This window comes from Marinomonas sp. AWM4_232 (assembly GCF_056158325.1).
The window spans coordinates 494,547-518,969 of the sequence record NZ_JBSWTA010000001.1; the positions used below are offsets into that span (position 1 = coordinate 494,547).

The 24,423-nt window shown below is 45.6% G+C and carries 24 protein-coding genes; 8 read left to right on the forward strand and 16 right to left on the reverse strand.

All coding sequences use genetic code 11. The annotated features are described in order from the left end of the window. Positions 1-3: 3 nt before the first annotated feature. The 6 genes from ispD to ACXAC1_RS02345 form a co-directional block, all read right to left on the reverse strand. Entirely contained in the window at positions 4-699 is a 696-nt protein-coding gene (gene ispD, locus ACXAC1_RS02320; RefSeq protein WP_475058321.1) for a 2-C-methyl-D-erythritol 4-phosphate cytidylyltransferase, read from the reverse strand. Beyond that, positions 699-977, reverse strand: coding sequence for a septum formation initiator family protein (locus ACXAC1_RS02325; RefSeq protein WP_228191645.1), 279 nt, complete (start codon positions 975-977; stop codon positions 699-701). Before ACXAC1_RS02325 ends, ispD begins: the two co-directional genes overlap by 1 nt. Positions 978-1,088: 111 nt before the next feature. Then, a complete protein-coding gene (eno, locus tag ACXAC1_RS02330) occupies positions 1,089-2,384 on the reverse strand; it encodes a phosphopyruvate hydratase (protein WP_475058324.1) in 1,296 nt (431 codons plus the stop codon). 51 nt (positions 2,385-2,435) lie between these two features. Continuing rightward, positions 2,436-4,070 carry a CTP synthase gene (locus tag ACXAC1_RS02335; protein WP_475058326.1) on the reverse strand — a complete coding sequence of 545 codons (1,635 nt, stop codon included), beginning with the start codon at positions 4,068-4,070 and terminating at the stop codon, positions 2,436-2,438. A 178-nt stretch (positions 4,071-4,248) separates the two neighbouring features. Next, positions 4,249-5,211 (reverse strand): PDR/VanB family oxidoreductase, encoded by a 963-nt coding sequence (locus tag ACXAC1_RS02340; RefSeq protein WP_475058328.1) that lies wholly within the window; start codon positions 5,209-5,211, stop codon positions 4,249-4,251. Between the two features lie 77 nt (positions 5,212-5,288). Further along, positions 5,289-5,582 (reverse strand): DUF6482 family protein, encoded by a 294-nt coding sequence (locus ACXAC1_RS02345; protein WP_475058331.1) that lies wholly within the window; start codon positions 5,580-5,582, stop codon positions 5,289-5,291. A gap of 65 nt (positions 5,583-5,647) precedes the next feature. Here ACXAC1_RS02345 and ACXAC1_RS02350 point away from each other — a divergent pair, with 65 nt between their 5' ends. Together ACXAC1_RS02350 and ACXAC1_RS02355 are read left to right on the forward strand one after the other, a co-directional pair. After that, the gene (locus ACXAC1_RS02350) at positions 5,648-6,328 is read left to right on the forward strand and encodes a nucleoside/nucleotide kinase family protein (protein ID WP_475058334.1); all 681 of its coding nucleotides are present in this window, start codon (positions 5,648-5,650) and stop codon (positions 6,326-6,328) included. A 141-nt stretch (positions 6,329-6,469) separates the two neighbouring features. Next, positions 6,470-7,708, forward strand: a complete 1,239-nt coding sequence (locus tag ACXAC1_RS02355) for an outer membrane protein transport protein (protein WP_475058336.1) — start codon at positions 6,470-6,472, stop codon at positions 7,706-7,708. 54 nt (positions 7,709-7,762) lie between these two features. Here the strand turns inward: ACXAC1_RS02355 and tilS are convergent, their stop codons facing one another. Both tilS and tyrS read right to left on the reverse strand, forming a co-directional pair. Then, on the reverse strand, positions 7,763-9,010 hold the full coding sequence (tilS, locus tag ACXAC1_RS02360; protein WP_475058339.1) for a tRNA lysidine(34) synthetase TilS: 1,248 nt from the start codon (positions 9,008-9,010) through the stop codon (positions 7,763-7,765). 78 nt (positions 9,011-9,088) lie between these two features. After that, positions 9,089-10,393, reverse strand: coding sequence for a tyrosine--tRNA ligase (gene tyrS / locus ACXAC1_RS02365; RefSeq protein WP_475058342.1), 1,305 nt, complete (start codon positions 10,391-10,393; stop codon positions 9,089-9,091). 103 nt (positions 10,394-10,496) lie between these two features. Between tyrS and ACXAC1_RS02370 the strand changes: the two genes are divergently transcribed. Beyond that, positions 10,497-11,825 carry a peptidoglycan DD-metalloendopeptidase family protein gene (locus ACXAC1_RS02370; RefSeq protein WP_475058344.1) on the forward strand — a complete coding sequence of 443 codons (1,329 nt, stop codon included), beginning with the start codon at positions 10,497-10,499 and terminating at the stop codon, positions 11,823-11,825. Positions 11,826-11,876: 51 nt separating this feature from the next. Here the strand turns inward: ACXAC1_RS02370 and trxA are convergent, their stop codons facing one another. The 6 genes from trxA to lptM form a co-directional block, all read right to left on the reverse strand. Further along, the gene (trxA, locus tag ACXAC1_RS02375; RefSeq protein WP_133562756.1) at positions 11,877-12,203 is read right to left on the reverse strand and encodes a thioredoxin TrxA; all 327 of its coding nucleotides are present in this window, start codon (positions 12,201-12,203) and stop codon (positions 11,877-11,879) included. A gap of 98 nt (positions 12,204-12,301) precedes the next feature. Continuing rightward, a complete protein-coding gene (locus ACXAC1_RS02380) occupies positions 12,302-13,015 on the reverse strand; it encodes an HAD family hydrolase (protein WP_475058346.1) in 714 nt (237 codons plus the stop codon). Beyond that, positions 13,012-13,680 (reverse strand): DUF484 family protein, encoded by a 669-nt coding sequence (locus tag ACXAC1_RS02385; protein WP_133562752.1) that lies wholly within the window; start codon positions 13,678-13,680, stop codon positions 13,012-13,014. Before ACXAC1_RS02385 ends, ACXAC1_RS02380 begins: the two co-directional genes overlap by 4 nt. A gap of 11 nt (positions 13,681-13,691) precedes the next feature. Beyond that, positions 13,692-14,522: a diaminopimelate epimerase gene (dapF, locus tag ACXAC1_RS02390; protein WP_133562750.1), complete on the reverse strand. Its 831-nt coding sequence runs from the start codon at positions 14,520-14,522 to the stop codon at positions 13,692-13,694. Between the two features lie 10 nt (positions 14,523-14,532). Beyond that, positions 14,533-15,786, reverse strand: a complete 1,254-nt coding sequence (lysA, locus tag ACXAC1_RS02395) for a diaminopimelate decarboxylase (protein WP_133562747.1) — start codon at positions 15,784-15,786, stop codon at positions 14,533-14,535. A 10-nt stretch (positions 15,787-15,796) separates the two neighbouring features. Continuing rightward, positions 15,797-15,922: an LPS translocon maturation chaperone LptM gene (lptM, locus tag ACXAC1_RS02400; protein WP_228191656.1), complete on the reverse strand. Its 126-nt coding sequence runs from the start codon at positions 15,920-15,922 to the stop codon at positions 15,797-15,799. Positions 15,923-16,115: 193 nt separating this feature from the next. On the opposite strand from lptM, the gene ACXAC1_RS02405 reads away from it, so the two are divergent. Next, entirely contained in the window at positions 16,116-16,928 is an 813-nt protein-coding gene (locus ACXAC1_RS02405; protein WP_475058349.1) for a hypothetical protein, read from the forward strand. 79 nt (positions 16,929-17,007) lie between these two features. Here ACXAC1_RS02405 and argH read toward each other — a convergent pair whose 3' ends face one another. Then, on the reverse strand, positions 17,008-18,414 hold the full coding sequence (gene argH / locus ACXAC1_RS02410) for an argininosuccinate lyase (RefSeq protein ID WP_475058352.1): 1,407 nt from the start codon (positions 18,412-18,414) through the stop codon (positions 17,008-17,010). Between the two features lie 156 nt (positions 18,415-18,570). On the opposite strand from argH, the gene hemC reads away from it, so the two are divergent. From hemC to ACXAC1_RS02430, 4 genes are read left to right on the forward strand one after another with little or no spacing between them, the layout of a single operon-like run. Next, positions 18,571-19,503: a hydroxymethylbilane synthase gene (gene hemC / locus ACXAC1_RS02415; protein WP_475058354.1), complete on the forward strand. Its 933-nt coding sequence runs from the start codon at positions 18,571-18,573 to the stop codon at positions 19,501-19,503. A 20-nt stretch (positions 19,504-19,523) separates the two neighbouring features. Then, positions 19,524-20,276 (forward strand): uroporphyrinogen-III synthase, encoded by a 753-nt coding sequence (locus tag ACXAC1_RS02420; protein ID WP_475058357.1) that lies wholly within the window; start codon positions 19,524-19,526, stop codon positions 20,274-20,276. A 1-nt stretch (position 20,277) separates the two neighbouring features. Further along, positions 20,278-21,519, forward strand: coding sequence for a uroporphyrinogen-III C-methyltransferase (locus ACXAC1_RS02425; RefSeq protein WP_475058359.1), 1,242 nt, complete (start codon positions 20,278-20,280; stop codon positions 21,517-21,519). After that, positions 21,516-22,748, forward strand: coding sequence for a heme biosynthesis HemY N-terminal domain-containing protein (locus tag ACXAC1_RS02430; protein ID WP_475058361.1), 1,233 nt, complete (start codon positions 21,516-21,518; stop codon positions 22,746-22,748). Before ACXAC1_RS02425 ends, ACXAC1_RS02430 begins: the two co-directional genes overlap by 4 nt. Positions 22,749-22,813: 65 nt before the next feature. Here the strand turns inward: ACXAC1_RS02430 and ACXAC1_RS02435 are convergent, their stop codons facing one another. Then, positions 22,814-24,361: a methyl-accepting chemotaxis protein gene (locus ACXAC1_RS02435; protein ID WP_475058363.1), complete on the reverse strand. Its 1,548-nt coding sequence runs from the start codon at positions 24,359-24,361 to the stop codon at positions 22,814-22,816. Positions 24,362-24,423 lie beyond the last annotated feature (62 nt).

Below are 24,423 nucleotides of genomic sequence, written 5' to 3' on the forward strand. Positions count from 1 at the left end.
CTATTATTTAGCGGTTTGCTGGATGCTAAGCAAAGCTTGGGCAATCACAAGATCTTCCGGCACAGTAATTTTAAGATTACTGGATTCACCTTCTACCAAATCAGGCTGCCAGCCGATCAACTCCATGGCCGAGCTTTCGTCAGTAATCGCAATGCCCTCTTCCAGCGCAGATACAAGGCCCTGATACAAAGCCATTAGCGGGAATTTTTGTGGGGTTTGTGCTTGCCAGATCACACTACGGTCTACCGTCGCAGTAGAACGCTGTTCTTCAGCTAATTTCAACGTGTCTTTGCACGGTATCGCTAACAGCGCACCTTGATCACCTGTATGTGCCATGATGCGAGTTAAGGCCGCTTCGGTTACTAACGGGCGCGCGGCATCATGCACTAAGACGGATTCGTCATCCGACACACCGATTGCCATTAATACTTGTAAACCATTCAGTACGGTTTCAGACCGTTCTTGACCACCATCGAAGCGAACCACTTGCGGATTACCGGCCCACTCTGATTGTTGCCAATATTCGTCATCGGGACTGACACCGACAGCAATACCTGTGATCTGTGGATGCTCTAAAAACTTTTCTATTGTGGTATCCAGAATGGTTTTGCCATTCAGCATTAAATATTGCTTAGGCTGTTCGCTGGCCATACGTTTACCAACACCAGCCGCTGGAATAATCACCCAAAACTGTGTCATTACTTTTCTACTATTCGATAAAAGACTTCACCGTCTTTAATGTATTGAAGTTCGGTACGAACATGCTCTTCGATCGCATCTTCTCCGCGTTTGAGATCGCCAATCTGAGCCCGCAGAGCATCGTTCCTGACTTTTAAACGTTTATTAATCTGTTCTTGGTATTCGATCTGCTTAGCAAGTTCTTCATCGCGTTTAACCCCTTGCTCTCCCCAATAAATTTGAAAAGCAAAGTATGAAGAAGCTGATAGAAAGATGGCTAAAAAAATGCGCAACATCATGTTGAATGATTCAGGCCCTGGACAAATGAATGCCCATTATTTCGCGAATTGAGTGAAAAAAAAATAAAAAAGGGAGAACGAATGTTCTCCCTTTGATAAAAAGACCGTAAATTATGCTTGGCCTTTGATCTCAGAGCGACCCTTGTAAGGTGCTTTACCGCCCAATTGCTCTTCAATACGTAGCAATTGGTTGTACTTAGACACACGGTCAGAACGACATAGAGAGCCAGTTTTGATTTGGCCAGCGGCTGTACCCACTGCAAGGTCAGCGATCGTCGCATCTTCTGTTTCACCTGAACGGTGAGAGATCACAGCAGTATAGCCAGCGTCTTTCGCCATCTTGATTGCTTCAAGTGTTTCAGTTAGAGAACCGATTTGGTTGAACTTGATCAAGATAGAGTTAGCGATACCTTCATCGATACCACGCTTCAGGATCTTAGTATTGGTTACGAACAAGTCATCACCAACAAGCTGGATCTTGTCGCCAAGGATCTTAGTTTGGTAAGCAAAACCTTCCCAGTCAGATTCGTCTTGGCCATCTTCGATCGAAACGATTGGATACTCTTCACATAGCTCAGCTAGGTAATCAGAGAACTCTTCTGACGTGAAGACTTTACCTTCACCTTTCATGTTGTACTTGCCATCTTCGTAGAATTCTGAAGAAGCACAGTCCATCGCGAGTGTGATGTCTTTGCCTAGCTCGTAACCCGCCGCGGCAACCGCTTCTTTGATTACCGCAAGTGCTTCAGCATTAGAAGCAAGGTCAGGTGCGAAACCACCCTCATCACCTACCGCAGTATTCAAACCACGCGCACTAAGAACTTTCTTCAATGCGTGGAAAATTTCGGCACCGTAACGTAGCGCTTCACGGAAGTTAGGCGCGCCAACTGGCTGAATCATGAACTCTTGGATATCCACATTGTTATCCGCGTGCTCACCACCGTTGATAATGTTCATCATCGGAACTGGCATTGAGTAAACGCCTGGCGTGCCGTTGATGTCAGCGATGTGTGCGTACAGAGGCACCTTCTTAGAAACAGCCGCAGCTTTCGCTGCAGCCAAAGAAACCGCTAGGATAGCGTTCGCACCAAATTGAGATTTGTTCTCTGTACCATCAAGATCGATCATGATCTTATCTAGCTCAGCTTGCGCTGTTGCGTCTTTACCTAGTAGCGCTTCACGGATTGGACCGTTTACCGCTGCGACAGCTTTCAATACGCCTTTACCTAGGTAACGGCTCTTGTCACCATCACGTAGTTCCAAAGCTTCACGAGAACCGGTAGAGGCACCAGAAGGTGCACACGCTGTACCAAACGAGCCATCCGTTAGGATTACGTCAGCTTCCACAGTTGGGTTACCACGTGAATCCAGAACTTCTCTGGCTTTGATATCAACGATTTGACTCATAACAAACCCCTTTTAGTAGATGAAAAATTCACAAACATCTGTCTGCTAAAATTATTTTTCTTTTCCTGCATTTTTCAGTGCCGCATGAACGAATGCACTGAACAGGCCGTGACCATATCGAGGTGTTGAAGTAAATTCAGGGTGGAATTGACACGCAACAAACCAAGGATGGTCAGCGATTTCCACCATTTCTACTAAAGAGTTATCAGCTGACAAACCAGAGATCGTTAGGCCTGCTTCTTTAAGCGCTGGTACATAGTAGTTGTTTACTTCGTAACGGTGACGATGACGTTCACTGATCACATCTTGACCGTACGCAGCATGGGCTTTCGTACCTTCAATCAGGTTACAGTTCTGAGCGCCAAGGCGCATCGTTCCACCAAGATCGGATTCCTCTGACCGGATTTCTTTGGAACCTTCAGAGTTGACCCATTCAGTGATGAGGCCAACCACAGGGTTCTCTGTTTTTAAGTTAAACTCAGTGCTGTGCGCACCGGTTAGATTTGCTACGTTACGAGCAAATTCGATGACCGCTACTTGCATACCTAGACAGATACCCAAGTAAGGGATTTTGTTTTCACGAGCGTATTGCGCTGTACGGATCTTGCCTTCTACACCACGCTCGCCGAAGCCGCCAGGTACTAGGATTGCATCCATACCTTCCAGAACTGACGTGCCTTCTTCTTCCACTTTTTCAGAGTCAATGTAATGCAGTTTGACTTTGGTACGGGCGTGAATACCAGCGTGATCCATCGCTTCGATCAAAGACTTGTAGGCGTCCAACAACTCCATGTATTTACCAACCATAGCGATGTTCACTTGTTTCTCTGGGTTTAGTTTCGCTTGCGCTACTTTGTTCCAGATTTCCAAGTCAGCAATGTTGCAGTCTAAGTTAAAGCGTTGCACGATCAAGCTATCAAGACCTTGATCCGCTAGCATCTGTGGAATTTTGTAGATCGTGTCAGCGTCTGGTAGAGAGATAACCGCACGTTCATCAACGTTTGTGAACAAGGCAATTTTCTTACGCTCTGGTGCTTCGATGGATACTTCAGAACGACATACAAGGATATCAGGTTGAATACCGATAGAACGAAGCTCTTTCACAGAGTGTTGTGTCGGTTTTGTTTTCGTTTCACCTGCCGTACGGATGTAAGGAACCAGTGTCAAATGCATGAACAATGCACGGTGTGAGCCAAGCTCAACTTTTAACTGACGCACCGCCTCTAGGAATGGCTGCGATTCGATATCACCAACCGTGCCACCGATCTCAACTAAGGCAACGTCTGCGCCTTCAGCACCTTTAAGAACACGGCGTTTAATTTCATCAGTGATGTGTGGGATTACCTGAACTGTGCCACCTAGGTAGTCACCACGACGCTCTTTTTGTAGAACGTGCTGGTAAACGCGACCAGAAGTGAAGTTGTTAAGCTTTGTCATCTTAGTATCGATGAAACGCTCATAGTGACCTAAGTCTAGGTCAGTCTCAGCACCGTCTTCGGTGACATACACTTCGCCGTGCTGAAATGGGCTCATTGTGCCTGGATCAACGTTAATGTATGGATCCAGTTTAAGCATGGTGACTTTTAGACCACGGGATTCTAGGATCGCCGCAAGAGATGCTGAAGCCAATCCTTTACCAAGTGATGAAACCACGCCGCCTGTGACGAAAATATATCGTGTCGCCATGAGTGTTAAGCCCGCCTTAAATTTGTATGATCGAAATGAGAAAAGGCACTTAAAAAAGCACCTTTAGGACGGGAGCAAATAATAGCATCAGAGCGGGATTCACTCAACGTAAAAGCTTAGAAGTTTTGCGTCTTTTATGAACAAACAACACTAGGAAGTGCTTAGATCGAAACAGTTCCTAGATATCGAGAACGAGGACATCACTGCGAGAACGAGAACAACACGGCATTATCAAGCTATTTTGAGTGTGCTCCTGTGGGGATAAAAACGTATCTCTGTGGTCAGGTACCCCATCAATCACTCGAGTCATACATGTGCCGCACCAACCTTCTTCACAGGAGATTGGAATATCAATACCATTCATCTCTAGTGCTTCCGTAATACTCACACCAGGAGGCACATCAATCATTTGCCCTGAGCTGGCAATTTTGACCTGAAACATCTCGCGCGGAGCCTGATCCATCAAAGGGGATTTTGCCCCTGTAAAGAACTCTTTATGTAATCTCTCTTCTGGCCAGCCAAACACTTTCGCGCAGTTCATTACTTCTTCTATATACTGACTAGGTCCACATATATACAAGTCCGGATGGCTAGTAAAACCCCTTAAAAGCGATTCAATATCTAACCGTGAATTTGAATTACTAAAATGCCAGTGCACTTTATCGGCAAAAACAGACGTACTAAGTTGATCATAAAATGCCGCAGAAGATGGCGACTTAGCTGAATAATGTAGAGCAAAATCAACGCCTGTTTTAGAGAGCATCTGCGCCATGGGAATCAGCGGTGTAATGCCAATACCAGCACCCAGTAAAATAGCCGCCTTGCGCGGATTTTTTAGCAAAAAGTGATTTTGAGGATAGCTGACCTGAAGACGATCTCCAACCTTCATTTGATGCAAAAATACAGACCCACCTCGGGAATTAGGGTCTTTTAACACCGCTATTTCATAAGACATTCCTGTTGTAGGCAAGCGACATAACGAATATTGCCGCATTAACCCATTCGGTAGTTTTAACTCAATATGAGCACCGGCTTGGTACAGCGGCAAGGCGCTGCCATCTTGTGAAACCAACTCAATTCGAATAACACGACTGGTTTCTTTTACGATACGACTAATTTCTAGATCCAGTACTGCTTTCACAATCCTACCCTACTGCTTGTTCGTCATAACTGAATATAGACAACAGTTCGTAAATATGTAGCCAAATGTAGATGTAATTATTTAAGTGGGTCACCAATTGGTACTTCTAACATATTCCCTTGACCTATAGGCTGGCCGACCATCTCATCGTAAGCACTTTGATGACACAGTACCATCGCACCAACGTGTTTATCGCTAAATAGAGACTGTAGATCCAATTTATTATTGCTCTTTAGAAAGCCCCCCTTTGAATCATGTATGTAGTACTCTTCACCGGAAATCACTACTGACAATTGATATAAGTTTGACTCTAGGGAGTGTATACATACTTTGTCAATCAAAGCGATTTTAGCTAGCTCTGTCACGGTCATTTCGATACCCTCTTTTTTTGCTCAATTCTCTATATACGACGTAATCATTAACTTGGATGAACTCAATGAACTCTGACCTGTACCGCAAGCTTGACCAATCACAGATTTATCAGGACGCCTTATTGAGAGTGCAACATTGCCTAGACACAGGTCATTCTCGTTACATTATTGGTATTGCAGGCCTCCCAGGCTCGGGAAAATCAACTCTCGGGGACTACATCGCCTTTAAATTCGATCAAACTCACCCAAATCAAGTGGTCAGCGTGAGTATGGACGGCTTTCATCTGAGCAAAGCACAACTTAATACTTTCCCCGATGTTGAAGCAGCCTATGCTCGACGAGGGGCGCCTTGGACATTTGACAGCCAGCGTTTTTATCAACATTTAGTCGCTTACAAACAACCTGATCCAAAGCCTTTAACATGGCCAAGCTTTGATCACATACAAGGGGACCCGGTCGAAGACAGCATCAGCATAGCCAGTGAAGCTCGAATTCTGATTGTCGAAGGCCTATACGTACTTCATAACCAGCATGGGTTTGAGCATGTTCAGACACTTCTCGATGAAAAATGGTTTATAGACCTGCCTATCGAGGCTGCTATGAAGCAGCTTGCAAAGAGGCACCAACAGGCTTGGGGTATTAGCTCAGACGAAGCACAGCAAAGAATTGCATCAAACGATGCCTTAAATGCACAAATAGTGGAACAAACAAAACACTGTGCAGACTACTTTTTGTCAGTAAAATGAACGAAAATGACACAAATAACGCAACAAAATTACATGGAAACTCTTACTAGATGGGACTATGTTCTATTTAGCAATATAAACTGTGGCGTGGGGCGCCAAAGTTCATAGTCTGTCCAATAATAAAAAAAGGAAACCTATTTTATGAACGTGTCTTTCCCGTACAAACGAACGCTGATCGCATCAGCTCTTGCTCTTTCTGCTGTGCACATCCACGCTGCAGGATTTCAGTTAAATGCCCAGTCTGCAACAGGCCTTGGTCGAGCTTTCGCCGGTGACGCAGTCATTGGCGATAACGCATCTGTCATTGCCCGTAACCCTGCGGCAATGTCTCTTTTTGACCGCCCAGCTCTTTCTGTTGGTTTCGAAACTATATCAACGGATATCAAAGTAAAAAATGGATCTTATACCAATAATTTAACTGCAAGCAGTGCTGATGCTAACTCTGACAGTATCGGGGACACATCCATTGCCCCAAACTTTTATTACATCCGCCCAGTTAATGAGAAATTTGCTTGGGGTGTGAATGCTTACTCTAACTTTGGCACTAAAACTGAATTCGAAGATGGCTACGCAGGTTACGAATACGGTGGTAAAACCGACGTTGTAAGTGCCAATTTCGGTCTCGTTGGCTCTTACAAAGCCACTGAACAACTTACTTTGGGTGCAGGAATTGACGCTGTATACGGCAAAGGTACGTTCGTTCGCCCAGCGAACCCCGTTGTCGCTGCAAATTTCAGCACAGAGAATCTACTTGAGATAGAAGCCGATGGTTGGGGATTTGGGTACAACTTAGGCCTAATGTTTGAGGTTGATGAAAACAACCGTTTTGGTTTTGACTATCATTTCAGCCCAGATATCGAAGCTGACGGCGATGTTTATCGTTTTGGAGCAACAGCTGCTAAACAATCGGACACTGTTACTATGCCACTGCCTGATATGGCAGAATTTTCTGGTTACCACCGTATTGCTCCAGAGTACGCCGTTCATTACAGCATTCAATTTATCCGCTGGTCTGAGTTTAAAACATTGGAAGCTAAAAATGCTGGAACAGTTAACACCTATAACTGGCAAGACGCTATGCATTACTCAATTGGTGGCACCTACTACATGAATGATGCTTGGGAGTTCCGCGCGGGCTACATGTATGATACCAGCGCTCAGGATCAAATACGCTCAATATCCGTACCTGATTCAGATCGCCAATGGTTCTCTGCAGGGGTTACCTACAAGCCTGATGACGTGAGCAGCATTGATTTTGGCGCTACCTACCTTTTAGGCGAAGATGTTGATGTTGCAGAAAATAATGCTCTTTCAAGCATTACAGGCACAACCCATGCTAATGCTATCTTGCTAGGTTTGCAGTACAGCCGCTCGTTCTAATATCACTTTAAGAACGTTAGATAACCAAATGCCCAGCAAATTGCTGGGCATTTTTTATGATTGGCTAGGCCACAACAACTGCCCATTAGGCTCCCATTTCACATTCCCTTGCCAGTAAGGCGCTTGCCATAAGTCTGCGATCGCGACGAGTTCATCATCAACATAAATATAGGGGATCTGCTCGCGCCACCAATTTGGTATATTTTTATCTTGTAACCATTTCTTTAGTGGTCGTGTCTTACCATTTTTTAAATGCAGCAACACATTATCAGGGCGAGGTTTGATCACAACCTCTTGATCGCAGTAGACTCGATCAAATGCTCGAATTAGCCACTGCCCTGCAGCTATGTTTTGCTCAACAACAGGCAAAGCTTTTGGCAGCACATGCAGTACATTTTTATAACGAACAATACGATGCCTGCGGTGCAGAAATTCAGGCTGGCTCTGATGATGACTATAAAACATTTCCACCAGAGCATCTTGTTGTTGCTGAGTAATCGCGATGCCTCGATCACTCAAATACGACGACAACCAAAAGCCTCTTTCCTGCTCTGGTAGCATGTTTAATTGCAAACCGTCATTTTGATCAACAAAACGCTCTAGCGCTTCCCCTAAAAGCCGCTTAATCACACGCCCTTCTGCTTGAATTCGATCCACACTTTGGGCGATATGTTTGGCAATATTTGGTTGCCCCTCTTGCCAAGGTGCTAGCACTTTGTGACGTAAAAAGTTGCGGCGATAACGCGTATCTTTATTAGACTCATCTTCTACCCAGGTTAGTTGATGCTGACAAGCATACGCTTCAATTTCAACGCGAGGTGTTTTTAGTAATGGTCGGTATATGTTAGCCACTCCAAGGGAACGCGCCTCGGGAATTCCTTGTATGCCACGCCAACCACAACCACGCTCTAGACGAAATAAAATCGTCTCAGCTTGATCATTTGCATGATGACCCTGAAGTAAGATATCGCCTTCTCGTAAAACCTTATCAAACGCACGATATCTTTCTTTACGCGCTTGCTCTTCAATAGAACCCCTACCATCTAAAGCGACTCTTTCAAAACAAAAATCCACTTTGAGGTTAGAACACAGCGTCTGACAGAACCCCAGCCAAGTGTCAGCGTTTTCGCTCAAACCATGATGGACATGAATCGCCGCCACACGGTCGCGAAGCTCGGATGGAGCATCCCTGACCAAGAGATGCAATAAAACAACAGAGTCCACACCGCCACTCAGAGCAAGCCAAATCTTGCCTTGCTCACCCAGCAATAATTGGAGTCTCAGCCAGTCAATAGTGATCATTCTTTCCATCTCTTAAATCATGCCATGACAAAAACAGAAAAGGCGCCGAAGCGCCTTTAGAAGAATAAACCGAATGGTTTACAGAGCAAACAAGTGGTGTTTTTTCTTACCTAGCTTCACTAGGAAATACTTATCGTAGTAACCATTCTCTGCTTTAAAGATATCCGCTGCCGCCATGTTATCTTCCATGCCTTTTGCAACACCGTTCACAAAGACAGAGTTACGCTGAAGTGCATCTTTTACTTGCTTACCACTTGCAGCAAGACCCGCGTCTGCTAACAGTGAAGTCAGTGGTGTTTCAGCAAGGTTGATACCTTCTAGAGAGCTGCTTGGTAATCCATCTAATTGAATTTGCTCAAGGTCTTGCTCACTTAGTTTGTCTGTTTCACCGCTGAACAACGCTTGCGTGATACGTTCTGCAGCCGCTAGACCTTCTTCACCGTGCACTAGGCGCGTTGCTTCACGAGCAAGAATGGCTTGCGCTTGTGGCTTGCCACCGTTTTCTTGGTCCGCTTTCTCAATCGCTTCAATTTCTTCGATAGACAAGAACGTGAAGTACTTAAGGAACTTGTACACGTCCGCGTCTGCAGTACCCAACCAGAATTGGTAGAAAGAGTACTGGCTGGTTTTCTTAGGATCCAACCATACCGCACCGGATTCTGTTTTACCGAATTTAGTACCGTCAGATTTCGTAACTAGAGGAACGGTTAGACCAAATACTTGCGCTTGGTTCTGGCGACGAGAAAGATCAATACCACCAACGATGTTACCCCATTGGTCACTACCACCTACTTGAAGCGTACAGTCGTACAGGCGGTTAAGTTCCGCGAAGTCCATACCTTGTAGTAAAGCGTATGAGAACTCAGTGAATGAGATACCAGAGCCTTCACGGTTTAGACGCTGCTGCACAGACTCTTTATTGATCATAGCATTAACAGAGAAGTGCTTACCGATTTCACGCAAGAAATCGATCACATTCATGTTGCCTGTCCAATCTAGGTTGTTTACCACGCGTGCAGGGTTATCAACACCTTCGAAAGAAATAAATTGGCTCACTTGGCCTTTGATCTTGTCTGCCCAGCTTGCGACCACATCAGATGTGTTCAACGAGCGTTCTGCTGCTTTGAAGCTTGGATCGCCGATCATACCTGTAGCGCCACCCACTAGGGCAATTGGATTGTGACCCGCATCTTGGCAACGCTTAAGCACGAGCAGAGGTACAAGGTGACCTAGGTGTAGGCTGTCCGCGGTTGGATCGAAGCCACAATACAAAGTACGGCGACCAGATGACAAGTGAGCACGAAGCTCCTCTTCTGCTGTCATTTGAGCGATAAGCCCACGAGCTTGTAAGTCCGCTAATAGGTCGGTGTGTTGCTGTGTCATTTTACGATCCAAATCCTAATTGAGTGATATTTAATTGGCGTTCAATTATAGCCACTTAGTTGGTAGGATGACATGGCTTTCTACGGAAAAATGGAACACAAACTTGGACAAATCATTGCTTACCAAAAGCCTTATCGGCGTTTCTTCAATTCTTTTGATTGCGGGCGCAGCGACGCTTTATTGGGCTCTCAACAGCTCCACCCACCAAGCGACACAAAGTAATGAGTCGCAATCACGACACTCAGCAGGCCCAGTGCCTGAAAAAGCAATGATCGCCTCCCCTCTCGATCAGGTGAAAACAGAGCAAACTCTTGAGACAACAAAGGTGATTTTAAAAGCAGGCGACTCCCTTTCTCGTACCCTCAATCGACTTGGTATTACAGATAGGCAAATCGCACAGCTACTTCAAGCCGATTCATCGAAGGTACTCACTTCTCTACAGCCTGGGCAAAAGTTAACAATCCAACGATGGCTTCCCAAACAACAGTTAGAAAGCTTAACGCTTTCCTCCACCCCAGAGAAAGCCTATGTATTCCAGCATAACCCAGAGCAAAACCTTTTTTCGTTTACGGAACAAGTAGCACCTATAGAAACGCGCTTGCGCTACCAAGAAGTCATGATTGATAACTCTCTTTTTCTAGATGGATCCCGTGCTGGGCTGAATGACAAACTATTGCTGTCACTAACAGACATCTTTCGTTGGGATATAGATTTTGCTTTGGACATCCGTCCAGGTGATCGCTTTGCGGTGTTATTTGAGGAGCGCTTCATCAATGGAGACCGACTAGACTCAGGCAATATCATTGCCGCGCAATTTATTAACAATGGGCGAATTTATGAGGCAATTCGCTATCAAATAAACAATGGCGCGAACTACTTTACTCGCGACGGCTTATCACTAAGAAAAGCCTTCATCCGATCTCCAGTGAACTTTACCCATGTCTCATCACAATTTAACCCCAATCGTTTACATCCCATTTTTAAGACGACGCGACCTCATCAAGGGGTTGATTATGCGGCACCGGAAGGCACACCAGTCTATAGCTCAGGACATGGCACGATTTCATTTGTAGGAGAAATGAAAGGGTATGGCAACACCGTCATCATTGACCACGGCAAGGGCTACAGCACGCTTTATGCGCACTTAAGCGAGTTTCAAGAGGGCCTTTATACAGGGCAAGAGATACAGCAAGGTAACGAAATTGCCAAGGTTGGTCAGACAGGATGGGCGACAGGGCCACACCTTCATTACGAATTTCGCATTCAAGGGCAGCACAAAAACCCTGAAACCGTCGACATTCCTTATGACAGTCCAATGAGTAAAGATGAATTAGTGAATTTCTTACCTTATGCTCAGCAGGTCATTACACGCTTACAACAATCACAGTCCAGTGATTATTCACAATATCTCAGCCAACTTTCTAGAAGATAAAACGAAAAAAGGCTGCGCAAGCAGCCTTTTAGAAAACGTGTTAGCGAGCGATTATAGCGCGCCTTCAACGAACTCAATTAGTTGAGATTTTGAAACAGCGCCCACTTTCGTTGCCGCCACTTCACCACCTTTGATAACTAGCAGTGTTGGGATACCACGAACGTTGTACTTAGGTGCAGTTTCTGTGTTGTCATCAACGTTGATTTTGACAACTTTAACGCGACCTGCGTATTCGTTAGCAACATCTTCTAAAACTGGCGCAATCATTTTACAAGGACCACACCATGGCGCCCAGAAGTCAACAATAACAGGAAGATCCGCTTTTAAAACTTCTTCTTCGAATTGAGCATCCGTTACGTTAAAAATATTTTCGCTCATTGCAAATTCCTTAAATCGGTTAGTGATTAATGAGGCTAGTGTACCACTATTAAAGCTCAGGCAAAATCAGATTACTTAACTGAGATGATAGCAAATCGCTATAAGTTCATATTCTCAATTAAGGTCACCAGTTCAGACAACGAGTGAACCTCAAACTCAGGCGTTACACGCCACTCATCTCGCCAACGCCTTGCTCCGTGACGATTAAACCAGACCGCTCGAACGCCAGCATTAATGGCGCCTTGCACATCGTCAATCGGGTGATCACCAACATGGATAATTCGTTCCATAGGCGTGTTTGAACGCTCCGCCAATCGCTCAAAAATCTCAACGTCAGGCTTTGCGATCCCCTCTTTGTCCGCGCGAATCACAGTGCCAAAGTATTGAGCTAAATCGATGTGTGGATGAAAGACATCAGCATTACCATTGGTCAGAGCAGCTAATGAAAAACGATTGGATAGAGACGTTAAAGCATTTAACGCATCAGGGTATAAATCTACCCGCTGACGCCAGTCATAAAAGACATTAAACGCCTGAGTTGCTCGCTGTTCGGCTTCTTCTCGGGGTAACCCATAACGCTGTAAAGCAGTGCGATATTGCGCTAAACGAACTTTGGTAACATCGTGCTTAATTTCTGGATACAGCTCATAGATTTCATGCTTAAGCGGATCCATATTCGGCACAAAAAACTGATCTGCAAAGCCAGGAAAGTTGTCTTCAAACCATTTTTCCATGGCATGTTCCGCCCGCACCAAAGTCGGATCCACATCCCATAAGGTGTTATCTAGATCGAAAGAAACGAGAATACTCATGGCAACAGCCTCAATAGCAGTGCACTCAACAAGTCAGAAAGGTAATCTAAAAACAGAGCCCCTTTCTCTTTGTCAAAATGATTTAGCCTGCTTGACCCAAGAGCGAGCACACCGTGGTACACCACCTTCCCACCCTCTAAGGACACCAGCGGCAAAATCGCAGACGACATCACAGCGTCACTTTGACCTTCAAATAGAAACTCAGACTCTGCGACCGACAACACACCGCAATAGCAGCCAGATTGAACCAGCATTTCTTTTAAGATCGGTTCAGCAGCTTCCCAAGAAGCAGTGCGTATCGAGGTATCGAGTGCTTGATCAGCAAACAACACCATCGATTGATACTGAATAGAAAAGTCTTCACGCATGACCTCTTCTACAATGCCAGCAAAGTCATCGAGGGATTCACAGCTTAGACATTTCAATATTAAACGTCGGCTCTTTTTCATGATGGCTTCGTTTTCACGAGCGATTGCAACCAAACGCTCAAACTCGCCACGATAATCCGACGTCGATTTGCGTAATAAAGCGACTTGTCGCTCTAATAGAGAAATTGCCCCTCCATGAACCGGATGAGGGATTGTTAATGTTTCTAATAACGCTGGGTGGCGTTCAAAAAAACCCGGCGTCTCTTGCAGATACTGAACAACGTCCTCTTCCGTCATGGATACTTCACCTATAGATAAATTTGACCTTCAAAGACCTTTTCCGCAGGACCAGTCATTTGAATAGAATGCCCTGGACCTTGCCAAGCAATACGTAAATCGCCACCAGGCAAGTGCACTAATACTTCTGGCGCTAACCAGCCTTGCTTGATGCCAGCTACCACCGCCGCGCAAGCTCCCGTACCGCAAGCTTGTGTTTCGCCCACACCACGTTCATACACTCGCAAATTCACTTCATCTGATGACAGCACTTGCATAAAGCCGACATTGACGTTGTTGGGGAAACGTTCGTGATCCTCAACCAATGGTCCAACATGCTCAACCATGGCGTCGCTTAATTCTTCTACACGAATCACAGCATGAGGGTTACCAACTGATACTGGGGTCAACTCAAAAATGTCGCCCGCAACGTCAATGGGGTAAAGATCCGCAAGTCCGTCCGCGACAAACGGCAGATCCGCTGGCACAAAACTTGGCTCCCCCATATCCACACACACTTGGCCATCGTCTTGCACTCTTAGCTGGATTTGGCCACGCTTGGTTTCTACGTCAATCACACGTTTATGGGTCAATTCACGGTCGAGAACAAACTTCGCAAAACAGCGCGCACCATTGCCACAATGCTCCACTTCTGAACCATCACAGTTATAGATGCGGTAGCGAAAATCCATATCAGGGTTGGATGGTGGTTCAACCACTAATAACTGGTCGAAGCCAATACCACGGTTACGATCACCAAGGCGCTCAATCTGAGCCTTGTTAAAGTACACTTTACGTGACACCGCATCGACAACGACAAAGTCGTTGCCAAGGCCATGCATCTTAGTAAATTTTAACAGCATGACTTTCTCCTTAAGCGGGTAGTAATTGCTCACCAGCTAGCTGATGATCAATGTCTTCACGCTCACGGATCAAATAGGCTTTATCGCCATCCACCATCACTTCTGCGGCACGACCACGGCTGTTGTAGTTCGACGCCATAGTAAAGCCATAAGCGCCAGCTGAACGAAGTGCCAACAAATCGCCGGGCTGAATATCCAGCTCACGCTCTTTACCTAGGAAATCACCTGTTTCACAGATTGGTCCAACTAGGTCATATACACGCTTGCCTTCTGGCGTCGGCTCTAAATTAACAGGCACGATATCCATCCAAGCACCGTATAGAGATGGACGAATCATATCGTTCATGGCACCGTCAATGATGGCAAAGTTCTTATGCGCAGTGCATTTTAGGAACTCAACTTTGGTCATTAATACACCGGCGTTAGCGGCAATTGAACGACCTGGCTCAAATGCTAAAGACAAGTTACGGCCTTTGACTTTCTCTAAAACAAGTGCAGCGTAATCTTTTGGCTCAGGCGGTACTTCATCACGGTAACGAACCCCTAGACCACCACCTAAATCAAGGTGTTTAATCTCAATGCCTTGTTCAGCCAGCTTATCAATGAGGTCTGTTAGGCGGTCAAATGTGTCCAAGAAAGGTTGCAGCTCGGTTAATTGCGAACCGATATGGCAATCAACTCCCATTACATTCAGGTTCTCAAGAGAGTGCGCAACACCATAGATACGTACCGCATCCTTGATATCAATACCAAACTTGTTGTCTTTTAGACCCGTGGAAATGTATGGGTGTGTTTTAGCGTCCACGTCTGGATTAACACGTAGAGAAACAGGAGCGACTTTACCCATCTCGCCAGCTACTTTGTTTAAACGGTGAAGTTCCGACTCTGATTCCACGTTGAAGCAATGAATACCAACTTCAAGTGCACGGCGCATCTCATGCTCTTGTTTCGCCACACCAGAGAACATGACTTTACTTGGATCGCCACCTGCGCGAAGAACACGCTCTAGTTCACCAATCGAAACGATATCAAAACCAGAGCCAAGACGTGCAAGCACGTTCAGAATAGCAATGTTTGAACACGCCTTAACGGCATAACAAATCAAGGTAGGGTGAGAAGCAAACGCATCTGCATACGCTTTGTAATGACGCTCAAATGTCGCACGCGAGTAGACATACGTTGGCGTGCCATGCTGTGCAGCAATATCTGCTAGCGCCACATTTTCAGCGTGCAGCTGATGATTTGAGTAATTAAAAAAGTCCAAGGGGTATTCCTCAATCTTTGACAGTTGCGGTGACCATATCGTTCGGCAAAGCTTGTTGAGGCAAGTACAAGGCACCTTTGTTGCCACACCCAGTTAAAATCAGTGTGGTAATCAACAACAAAATAGGCTTAGACACAGTTACAACCATCCATTAATACAATTTGTTGACAGTATACTGATCCCCTATTTTATTCACACCCCCACTGACTATTTTGCTGGAAAATCTTTACTTTTCAGATGTGTTCAAAACCAAGCGATTTGCTATAGTTACGCCTTTGAAAACACATTGTTTTCAAAGGTTAATGTTGATCAAAGCTTTGGACCTAATAATGAAACGCCTGCTCAAACCATGGGTACTTGCATTGCTTGCAGCATTAGGCTTGCATGCAGTTGTGTTTGTATGGTTAGAAGATGAACCTTGGCATCAAGCTCTACCGAAGCTAACACCAGCTCATTACCTAGAAGTTTCTTTGTTGCCATCGGATGAATCCGCCCCTCCGCCTTCTGAGACAGACTCAGACGAGCAAGTGGCTACGTCTCAAGAAGCAACACAAACCCAAACTAACGCTCCCATTACCCTCGCTGAAGAGACACAAGCTGCAACCGATAAGATAGAGCAACCAAACACGGCAATATCACCTACCGAGGTGGGCATCGATAACACTCAGGAAATCTCTAGTGCAGAGCAAGAAAGCCCAATCGCAGCACAGCCGATTACGCTTAAAGATATCTATGATGTCACTGAATCGGAACGTTACTCTGAACAAAACTGGAAAAACAAAAGTCTTCTTGATATCGGCCCTTTAGAAGCCAGTCGCCCCAAAGTCGACCCAAGTAAAGACGCTTTTTCGCCAAAGTTTCGACAAGCCGTTCGCCAAGCTAAACGCGTACAAGAGGAATACTCAAAAGGTATCGTCGAAGAAACAGAATATCCGATCACAGAAGATGCAGACGGTACTAAATACGTCAATATAAAGGGGCTATGCTGGAAAATGCCTGAACCTGGCAGCATGGACGCATGGCAGATTGTGCTATCGGGGTGTTCGGGACAGAAAGAGGTCTTTCGATTTGAGCTCAACATCACGACAGACATTCTGCGCAGTGATGTGTTTCAAGGCCTACCCTTTGGCCCTGCTGAATAAACTCTCACTTATATTAAGAGCTAATAAAAAAGCCCCTGAGAATGCTAGGGGCTTTCGAAGCATTACAAACGGCTGATTATTATTTCAATCTCTCAGCCAGTTCTGCTTTAGCACGTTCAATCGCTGCTTTTACTTGTGCTGGCGCTGTACCGCCAATGTGATCACGGGCTGCTACCGAACCTTCCAGTGTTAGCACTTCAAACACATCTTGTTCGATCATATCACCGAAGCCCTGTAACTCTTCTAAAGTCATTTCAGACAAGTCACGGCCTTCCTTCACACCAAAACCAACGGCTTTACCCACGATTTCATGAGCATCACGGAAGGCAACACCTTTACGCACAAGGTAATCCGCTAAGTCAGTCGCAGTACTGAAACCACGACGCGCCGCTTCGTACATGTATTCGCCTCGAGCTTCAATCGCAGGAATCATGTCTGCAAAAGAGCGCAGAGAACCACGTAGCGTATCTACCGTGTCAAACAGTGGTTCTTTGTCTTCTTGGTTGTCTTTGTTGTAAGCCAAACATTGAGACTTCATCAGGGTCAGAAGGCCTATTAGGTGACCGTATACACGACCTGTTTTACCACGCACTAGTTCTGGTACGTCTGGGTTTTTCTTCTGCGGCATAATCGAAGAGCCAGTACAGAAGCGATCAGGTAGGAAAATGAAGTTAAATTGCGCCGAAGCCCACATTACTAGCTCTTCTGCCCAACGTGACAGGTGCATCATGGTGATCGATGCCGCTGATGTGAATTCAATCGCGAAGTCACGGTCACTAACAGAGTCTAAAGAGTTGTAAGTTGGACGCTCAAAACCTAGTAGATCCGCGGTCATGTTACGATCAATTGGGTAAGTCGTACCGGCTAGCGCCGCAGCACCTAGCGGTAAGATGTTGACACGCTTACGACAGTCAGCAAGGCGCTCGTAATCACGTTGCGCCATTTCGTACCACGCCATCAGATGATGACCAAAGGTCACTGGCTGCGCTGTTTGCAAGTGCGTGAAGCCCGGCATGATAGTGTCTGTGTTACGTTCCGCTAGAGACAAGATGCCTTGTTGTAGGCGTGTCACTTCTTCTAACAGGAAGTCGATTTCGTCACGCATGTAAAGACGGATATCAGTTGCTACTTGGTCGTTACGTGAACGGCCGGTGTGCAGTTTCTTACCTGTGATACCGATTTTCTGTGTTAGACGAGCTTCGATGTTCATGTGCACATCTTCTAGCTCAACTGACCATTCAAACTCACCACGAGCGATCTCTTGCTCGATTTCCGTTAAGCCTTGGATGATCTGGTCGCGTTCTTCGTCTGTCAATACGCCCACTTTCGCAAGCATCGTTGCGTGTGCGATCGAACCTTGAATGTCCTGTTTCGCCATACGCTGGTCAAATTCAACCGATGCGGTAAAACGTGCGACAAACGCATCAACAGGCTCAGAAAAACGGCCACCCCATTGCTGGTTAGTGGTTTTGTTGGTATCAGTCATTTCTTCATTTCCCAGTGTGAGATCAATGTTGCGGCAAGATTACCTGATGACGCGTCCTTTATAAAGGGCTCTGGGATGACGCTTAACAAGCAAGGGAGTATGATATAGCGAAATTTTATCGTTATTTTTGTGCTTGATGTCACTCTAGGAGAGAATGTGAGAAACAAAATCGTCATTGCAACCCGTGAAAGCCAACTGGCCCTTTGGCAAGCCAACAATGTAAAAGCCTCACTGGAATCGCTCTACCCTGAGATCAACGTTGAGCTGCTTGGAATGACCACAAAAGGCGATCAAATTCTCGACTCCCCCCTTTCTAAAATTGGCGGCAAAGGCCTGTTCGTTAAAGAGCTTGAAAAAGCACTGCTAGACGGTGACGCAGACATTGCAGTTCACTCAATGAAAGACGTGCCAATGGAGTTCCCTGAGGGTCTAGGATTAAGCGTTATCTGTGAACGAGAAGACCCAACTGATGCTTTTGTGTGCAACACCTACAACAGCATCGAAGAACTGCCACAGGGCGCGGTAGTTGGCACATCAAGCCTACGCCGTTCTTGTCAGCTGCAAATGCATCGTCCAGACATCGTTATTAAGAACCTGCGCGGCAACGTCAACACTAGACTACGTAAGTTAGATGATGGCGAATACGATGCCATCATTCTTGCAACAGCTGGATTGGTTCGATTAGAAATGGAAGACCGAATCAAAGCCCGTATCAGCGATACCTTCTCACTACCAGCAGGTGGTCAAGGTGCCATGGGCATCGAATGCCGTAGCGATGATGCAGAGTTAATTAAACTACTTGCACCATTACAACACCAAGAAACGGCTTACAGAGTGATCGCGGAGCGTGCGGTAAACAAGCGCCTAAACGGCGGCTGCCAAGCACCGATCGCTTGTTTCGCCCTACTGGAAGGCGATGAGCTCTTTATTCGAGGCTTAGTTGGTAGTACGGATGGTAAACGTATGGTACGTGGCGAGATTCGTGGCAATAAAGCCAACGCGGAAGCATTAGGCATTCAATTAGCTGAGCAACTGCTCGCGGATGGTGCTCAAGTTTTATTGGACGAAGTATACCAACCTAACTCTTAAGCTAATTGGGTGACTCCATCATGCAAGGCGTAAAAGTATTGGTCACACGACCAGAACCTGAAAATGCTTTGACCTGCCAAGCGCTCACAGCGCTTGGCGCCATACCAATCTCTTTGCCTATGCTAGAGATTCGACCTCTTTCTAGCGATGCAGAACTGTCCGCATTGCGCTCTCAGCTTTATAACCTCGATCTATATCAGTTCGTTATATTCGTTAGCAAAAATGCAGCAAGATTGGCAGCAGAGTTGATTGATGAATGCTGGCCAATGCTACCGGTTGGTATGCACTGGTTAGGTATTGGTCAAGGCACCACACAGACACTCAAAGAGCTGAACATTCCAGCTTTGAGTAACCCCGGTAATAATACCGAGGCAATGCTCGAATGGCTTAAACCTGCCAAAATGCGTGATCAACGGGTTTTAATAGTAAGAGGCGCTGGCGGGAGGCCAGATTTGGCAAAAGGGTTAGTGGAACGTGGCGCCATAGTCGACCATCTAGAGCTCTATAAGCGACATACACCAGAATATACCGCACAAACTTTTTTATTCTTAGATCATCCTGACGTAATATGGACAACAAGCGGTGAAAGCTTGGCAAACCTGAACAGTTATGCTGAAAGGTTTGCACCAGAATTCAAAGAGATAGCGTTATTTGTGCCAAGTGAACGCGTTTTAGAACAAGCAAGAGCGTTAGGTTGGCAACAAGCGATTTATGCAACAGGTGCGGACGATCATAGTTTAATGGCCGCCACGATACGGCATTTAGGACGATAATATGACTGATAAAAACGAGAAGGCGTTAACGGAAAATACGGAGAACAGTGCAGATAAATCTTCTTTGAACTCACACAAAGAGGACACGTCAAACGCTATCCAATCCGCACCTCAAGATGAGAACAAAGCCTCTAACACCCTGCCGGCTGCTGCATTGTTCGTCGGCATCGTCGCGATTGGTCTAAGTGGCTGGCAGTATTATCAAAGTCACATTGTAAATAATCATCAAAACACCATTACAGCAACAGAAAACAAAGTTGCTGCCCTAGAACAGCAACTAAGCCGCATTGATCGTAATGTGGAAAGCAACACTCAACTTACCCGTCGAATCTCAGACATTAACCACAGCGTCACAGAGACTCAAGAAGAAGCTAAAGCACTTCAATCCTACACAGAACAAGCTTTGACTGACATCTCTAGTAAGATCAACAAACTTGGCAATGCAGATAAAAACGACTGGTTACTCGCAGAAGCCGAATACTTAATTCGTCTAGCCAATCAGCGTCTTTTACTTGATAAAGACACCCGCAGCGCAATTTCTTTACTCAGTAACGCCGACACTATCTTAGCTAGCCTTGAAGACCCTCTTATGTTCGCTACTCGTAAAGCGGTCGCGCAAGATATTCAAGCCTTAAAATCAGTGACTTCATTTGATTTAGAAGGCCGCTACCTGCAACTGTCTGCACTATATGATCAAGTCGCTAAACTACCACAGCGTGAACCATCAAAAGACTGGTTAGCACAACAAAGCGCTGAAGTAGAATTAACCCAAGAAAATGACGCTGCTTTAAAACAGCTGCTACAAGAAGTATGGCAGGGTATCAAATCCCTTGTGGTCATCAACTACGATCAAAAGCCAATTAAGCCATTACTTCCACCAGCAGAGTATCAAGAACTGGTGACTGGCATTCAGTTGCAACTAGACGTTGCTCAAGTTGCGCTGCTAAAAGGTGAACCCGTGATCTATGAAAAGTCTTTGGAGCGCATCGCTAAAGCCGTTAACCAACACTTTGACACCTCGGCTCAGTCTACCATTGCTTTCATGACCACATTAACGTCGCTGCAACAAGTGAACCCTAATCCAGATATACCAATGCCGCGCGCGTCGCTACAAGCCATGAAATCCTTAATGCAAAACTGGCAGCGCTCAGATAATGAGCCCACAGTACCTGCCAAGCAAGATCAAGAAGATAAAACATCAGATGCGGCAGCAACTAGTGCAACAGAGGATGCTTCATTATGAGAAAAGCACTGATTTCAATCATCATTGTTCTACTCATTGGTGGCACGCTAGGACTGATTATGAAACAAGATCCTGGCTACGTCATGATTTCCTTTAAAAGCGTCACCATCGAAATGAGCCTATGGGTCATGTTATTGCTAATAGTGCTTGGTTATTTAGTCATAATCATGACAGTAAAATTTGTCTGGATTTTGCTGCATCCTAATTCCTCCATGTCGAAATTAACAGGCTCTTTGTCTCATAAAAGGGCACTAAAATCGACGATAAAAGGGATGCTAGAGCTTGCCGGTGGTAACTGGGGAAAAGCCGAAAAACTACTAACGACTTCCGCCAACAAAGTGTCATACCCACTTTTAAACTACATTGGTGCAGCCTATGCAGCCAGTGAACAAGAGGAACATGAACGCTCAAAAGAGCTCTTGCGTAAAGCGCATCTAACATCTCCCGATGCAGAATTCGCTATTAGTTTTGTACAGAGCCAATTACTGCTGAAACAAGGTCACTACGAGGGCGCATTAGCCTCACTTAAACGCCTACACAACATGAAACCAAAACATCGCCAAACGCTTAAGATGCTGGTATCCGTGTACACCAAGCTTAAAGATTGGGAGGCCCTGCAGGAGCTAACGCCTATTCTTAAGAAACAAGGCATTTTTGATGAATCCAATTTAAGAGAACTTGAGGTGAACGCCTTTTTAGCGCAACTTGAGAAACTGCGCTTTCGCCAAAAAATGGGGCAAGACCCTCACTCTCTGCTGGATGAGTTGCAAAAAATTTGGAAAAAGCTCGATAGTGTTGCCAAGGATGACCCTATGCAAGTTTTATACGCCACAACCTTAATTGAGTTTGGCGATGAAACGAAAGCCGAGAGTTTTATCAGAACTTCCCTAAACAATCACTGGTCTGATGCATTAGCTGCCGTTTATGGCCAGCTGACTAATGTATCAATGCAGAAGTCTCTCGCTAATGCTGAAACTTGGATACGACGTCATCCAGAAAGCGCGCCACTCTACCTGGCTAGTGGTCGTATTTGTCAGCGCCTGCAACTATGGGGAAAAGCCCGCGATTACTACGAAAAAGCCTTACAATATGATGCTTCCTCAGAAGCTCTCATTGAGCTAAGCGCGCTACTAGAGGCCATGGGAGACGTGGACATTGCTCAGTCACTCATTATAAAACGCATTCAAAATGATAGTTTATCGGTGAAAGCTTTGCCTTTACCAAAGTAAGGAGCGATTGCTTTAAAAATGAAAAGAGGGCTTAATCCATGCCCTCTTTTCATTTGTATCAATTCTTACTTAAACCGCACAACCAGCTCGTGCATGTCCGAAGCGACGCCTCGAAGTGTTACCATACTTTGCATTGCTTCTTCAGCTTCATCCTTACTCGACGAAGCTAAATTAGAGATTCGGACAAGCTGTTGATTTATATCTTCTGAGACATGAGCCTGCTCTTCCACCGCTGCCGCCATTTGCGTAGCCATATCTGATATATTCGCCACCGATGACACAATCGTTGTTAACGATTGCTGCGCCTCAGACATTTTCAGAAGCCCTTGGTTAGCACTTTCACGACCATCACTTGCTACACTCACAGCATCTTGAGCCCCGCTTCGTAAGCGCTCAATGATGGCATGTATTTCTTTTGTAGAACCCTGCGTCCGCTGCGCCAGTTGACGAACCTCATCAGCCACAACCGCAAAGCCTCGACCATGTTCACCAGCTCGGGCCGCCTCAATTGCAGCATTTAGAGCCAATAAGTTCGTTTGCTCAGCAATCTGATCAATCATTACCGCGACATCTGCAATGCTCTCAGATTGCTTAGATAAATGGCTCACCGACGAACTAATTTGCTCAACCAAATCCGCCAATGATTGAATAGCTTGCGTCGTTTCTCCAAGGGTTTGATTTCCTTGCGCTGCCAACTCTTTCGTCGATTCGGCGCTGTTAGCGGTTTCTTGGACATGCTGTGACACATCAGACACCGTGGTCGTCATTTCCTGCATGGCCGCAGCGACCTCTTGAGTTTCATGCTGTTGACGCTCTATCTTCTCGGTCGCACTTTGCGTTTGCTTCAAACCATATTCTGACTTATTAAAGACAGACTTAGACTCTGTTTCGATACGCGTTAAAACGGTATCCAAGTGCATCCTCTGACTCTTCACCGCGACCTCTAGCTTAGCAAGGTCAGCATTGTGATCAGAGTAAGTTTGCGCCGCAAGTGGATGGGAAAATGCATTACTGAGAGATTTCTCAAGACTTCTGCGCATATGGCGTTGTTGACCGATACTGTAGACCACCATAACGACTGATGAAAGCAAAGCCGGAAATTCTGCGTATGGATTACTCATAAAAAACATGGCAATGGAGACAACCCACGCCATGATAACTGTAGCAGCAACAACGCCCCCAGTTGGTACTGATATCGATTTACGGCCAGCGCGTATGTTCGCATAAAGCTTTTCAGTCCTAGCAACCGCTTTTCTATCAGGCGTTGAACGAACAGATTCGTAGCCAATAACCTGACCATTTTCAGTGATCGGTGTCACGTAAGCATCCACCCAATAGTAGTCACCGTTCTTACTTCGGTTTTTAACCAATCCCATCCATGGCTTACCAGCCTTCAAATGTGACCACATCACCTCAAAGGCTTGAGGGGGCATATCCGGATGACGGACTAGATTATGCGGTGAACCAAGTAACTCTGAATATTCAAAACCACTGATTTCCACAAAGGCATCATTACAGTAAGTAATTTTCCCCTTTAAATCTGTCGTCGATATAAGGCGAGCGCCATCAGGCACCAGTCTTTCTACATCGGTAACAGGTAAATTTTTTCTCATAATTCCCTCATGCACATCCAAAGGTTTAATTATCTTAGTTTATGAAACTAACTTTCATGGCT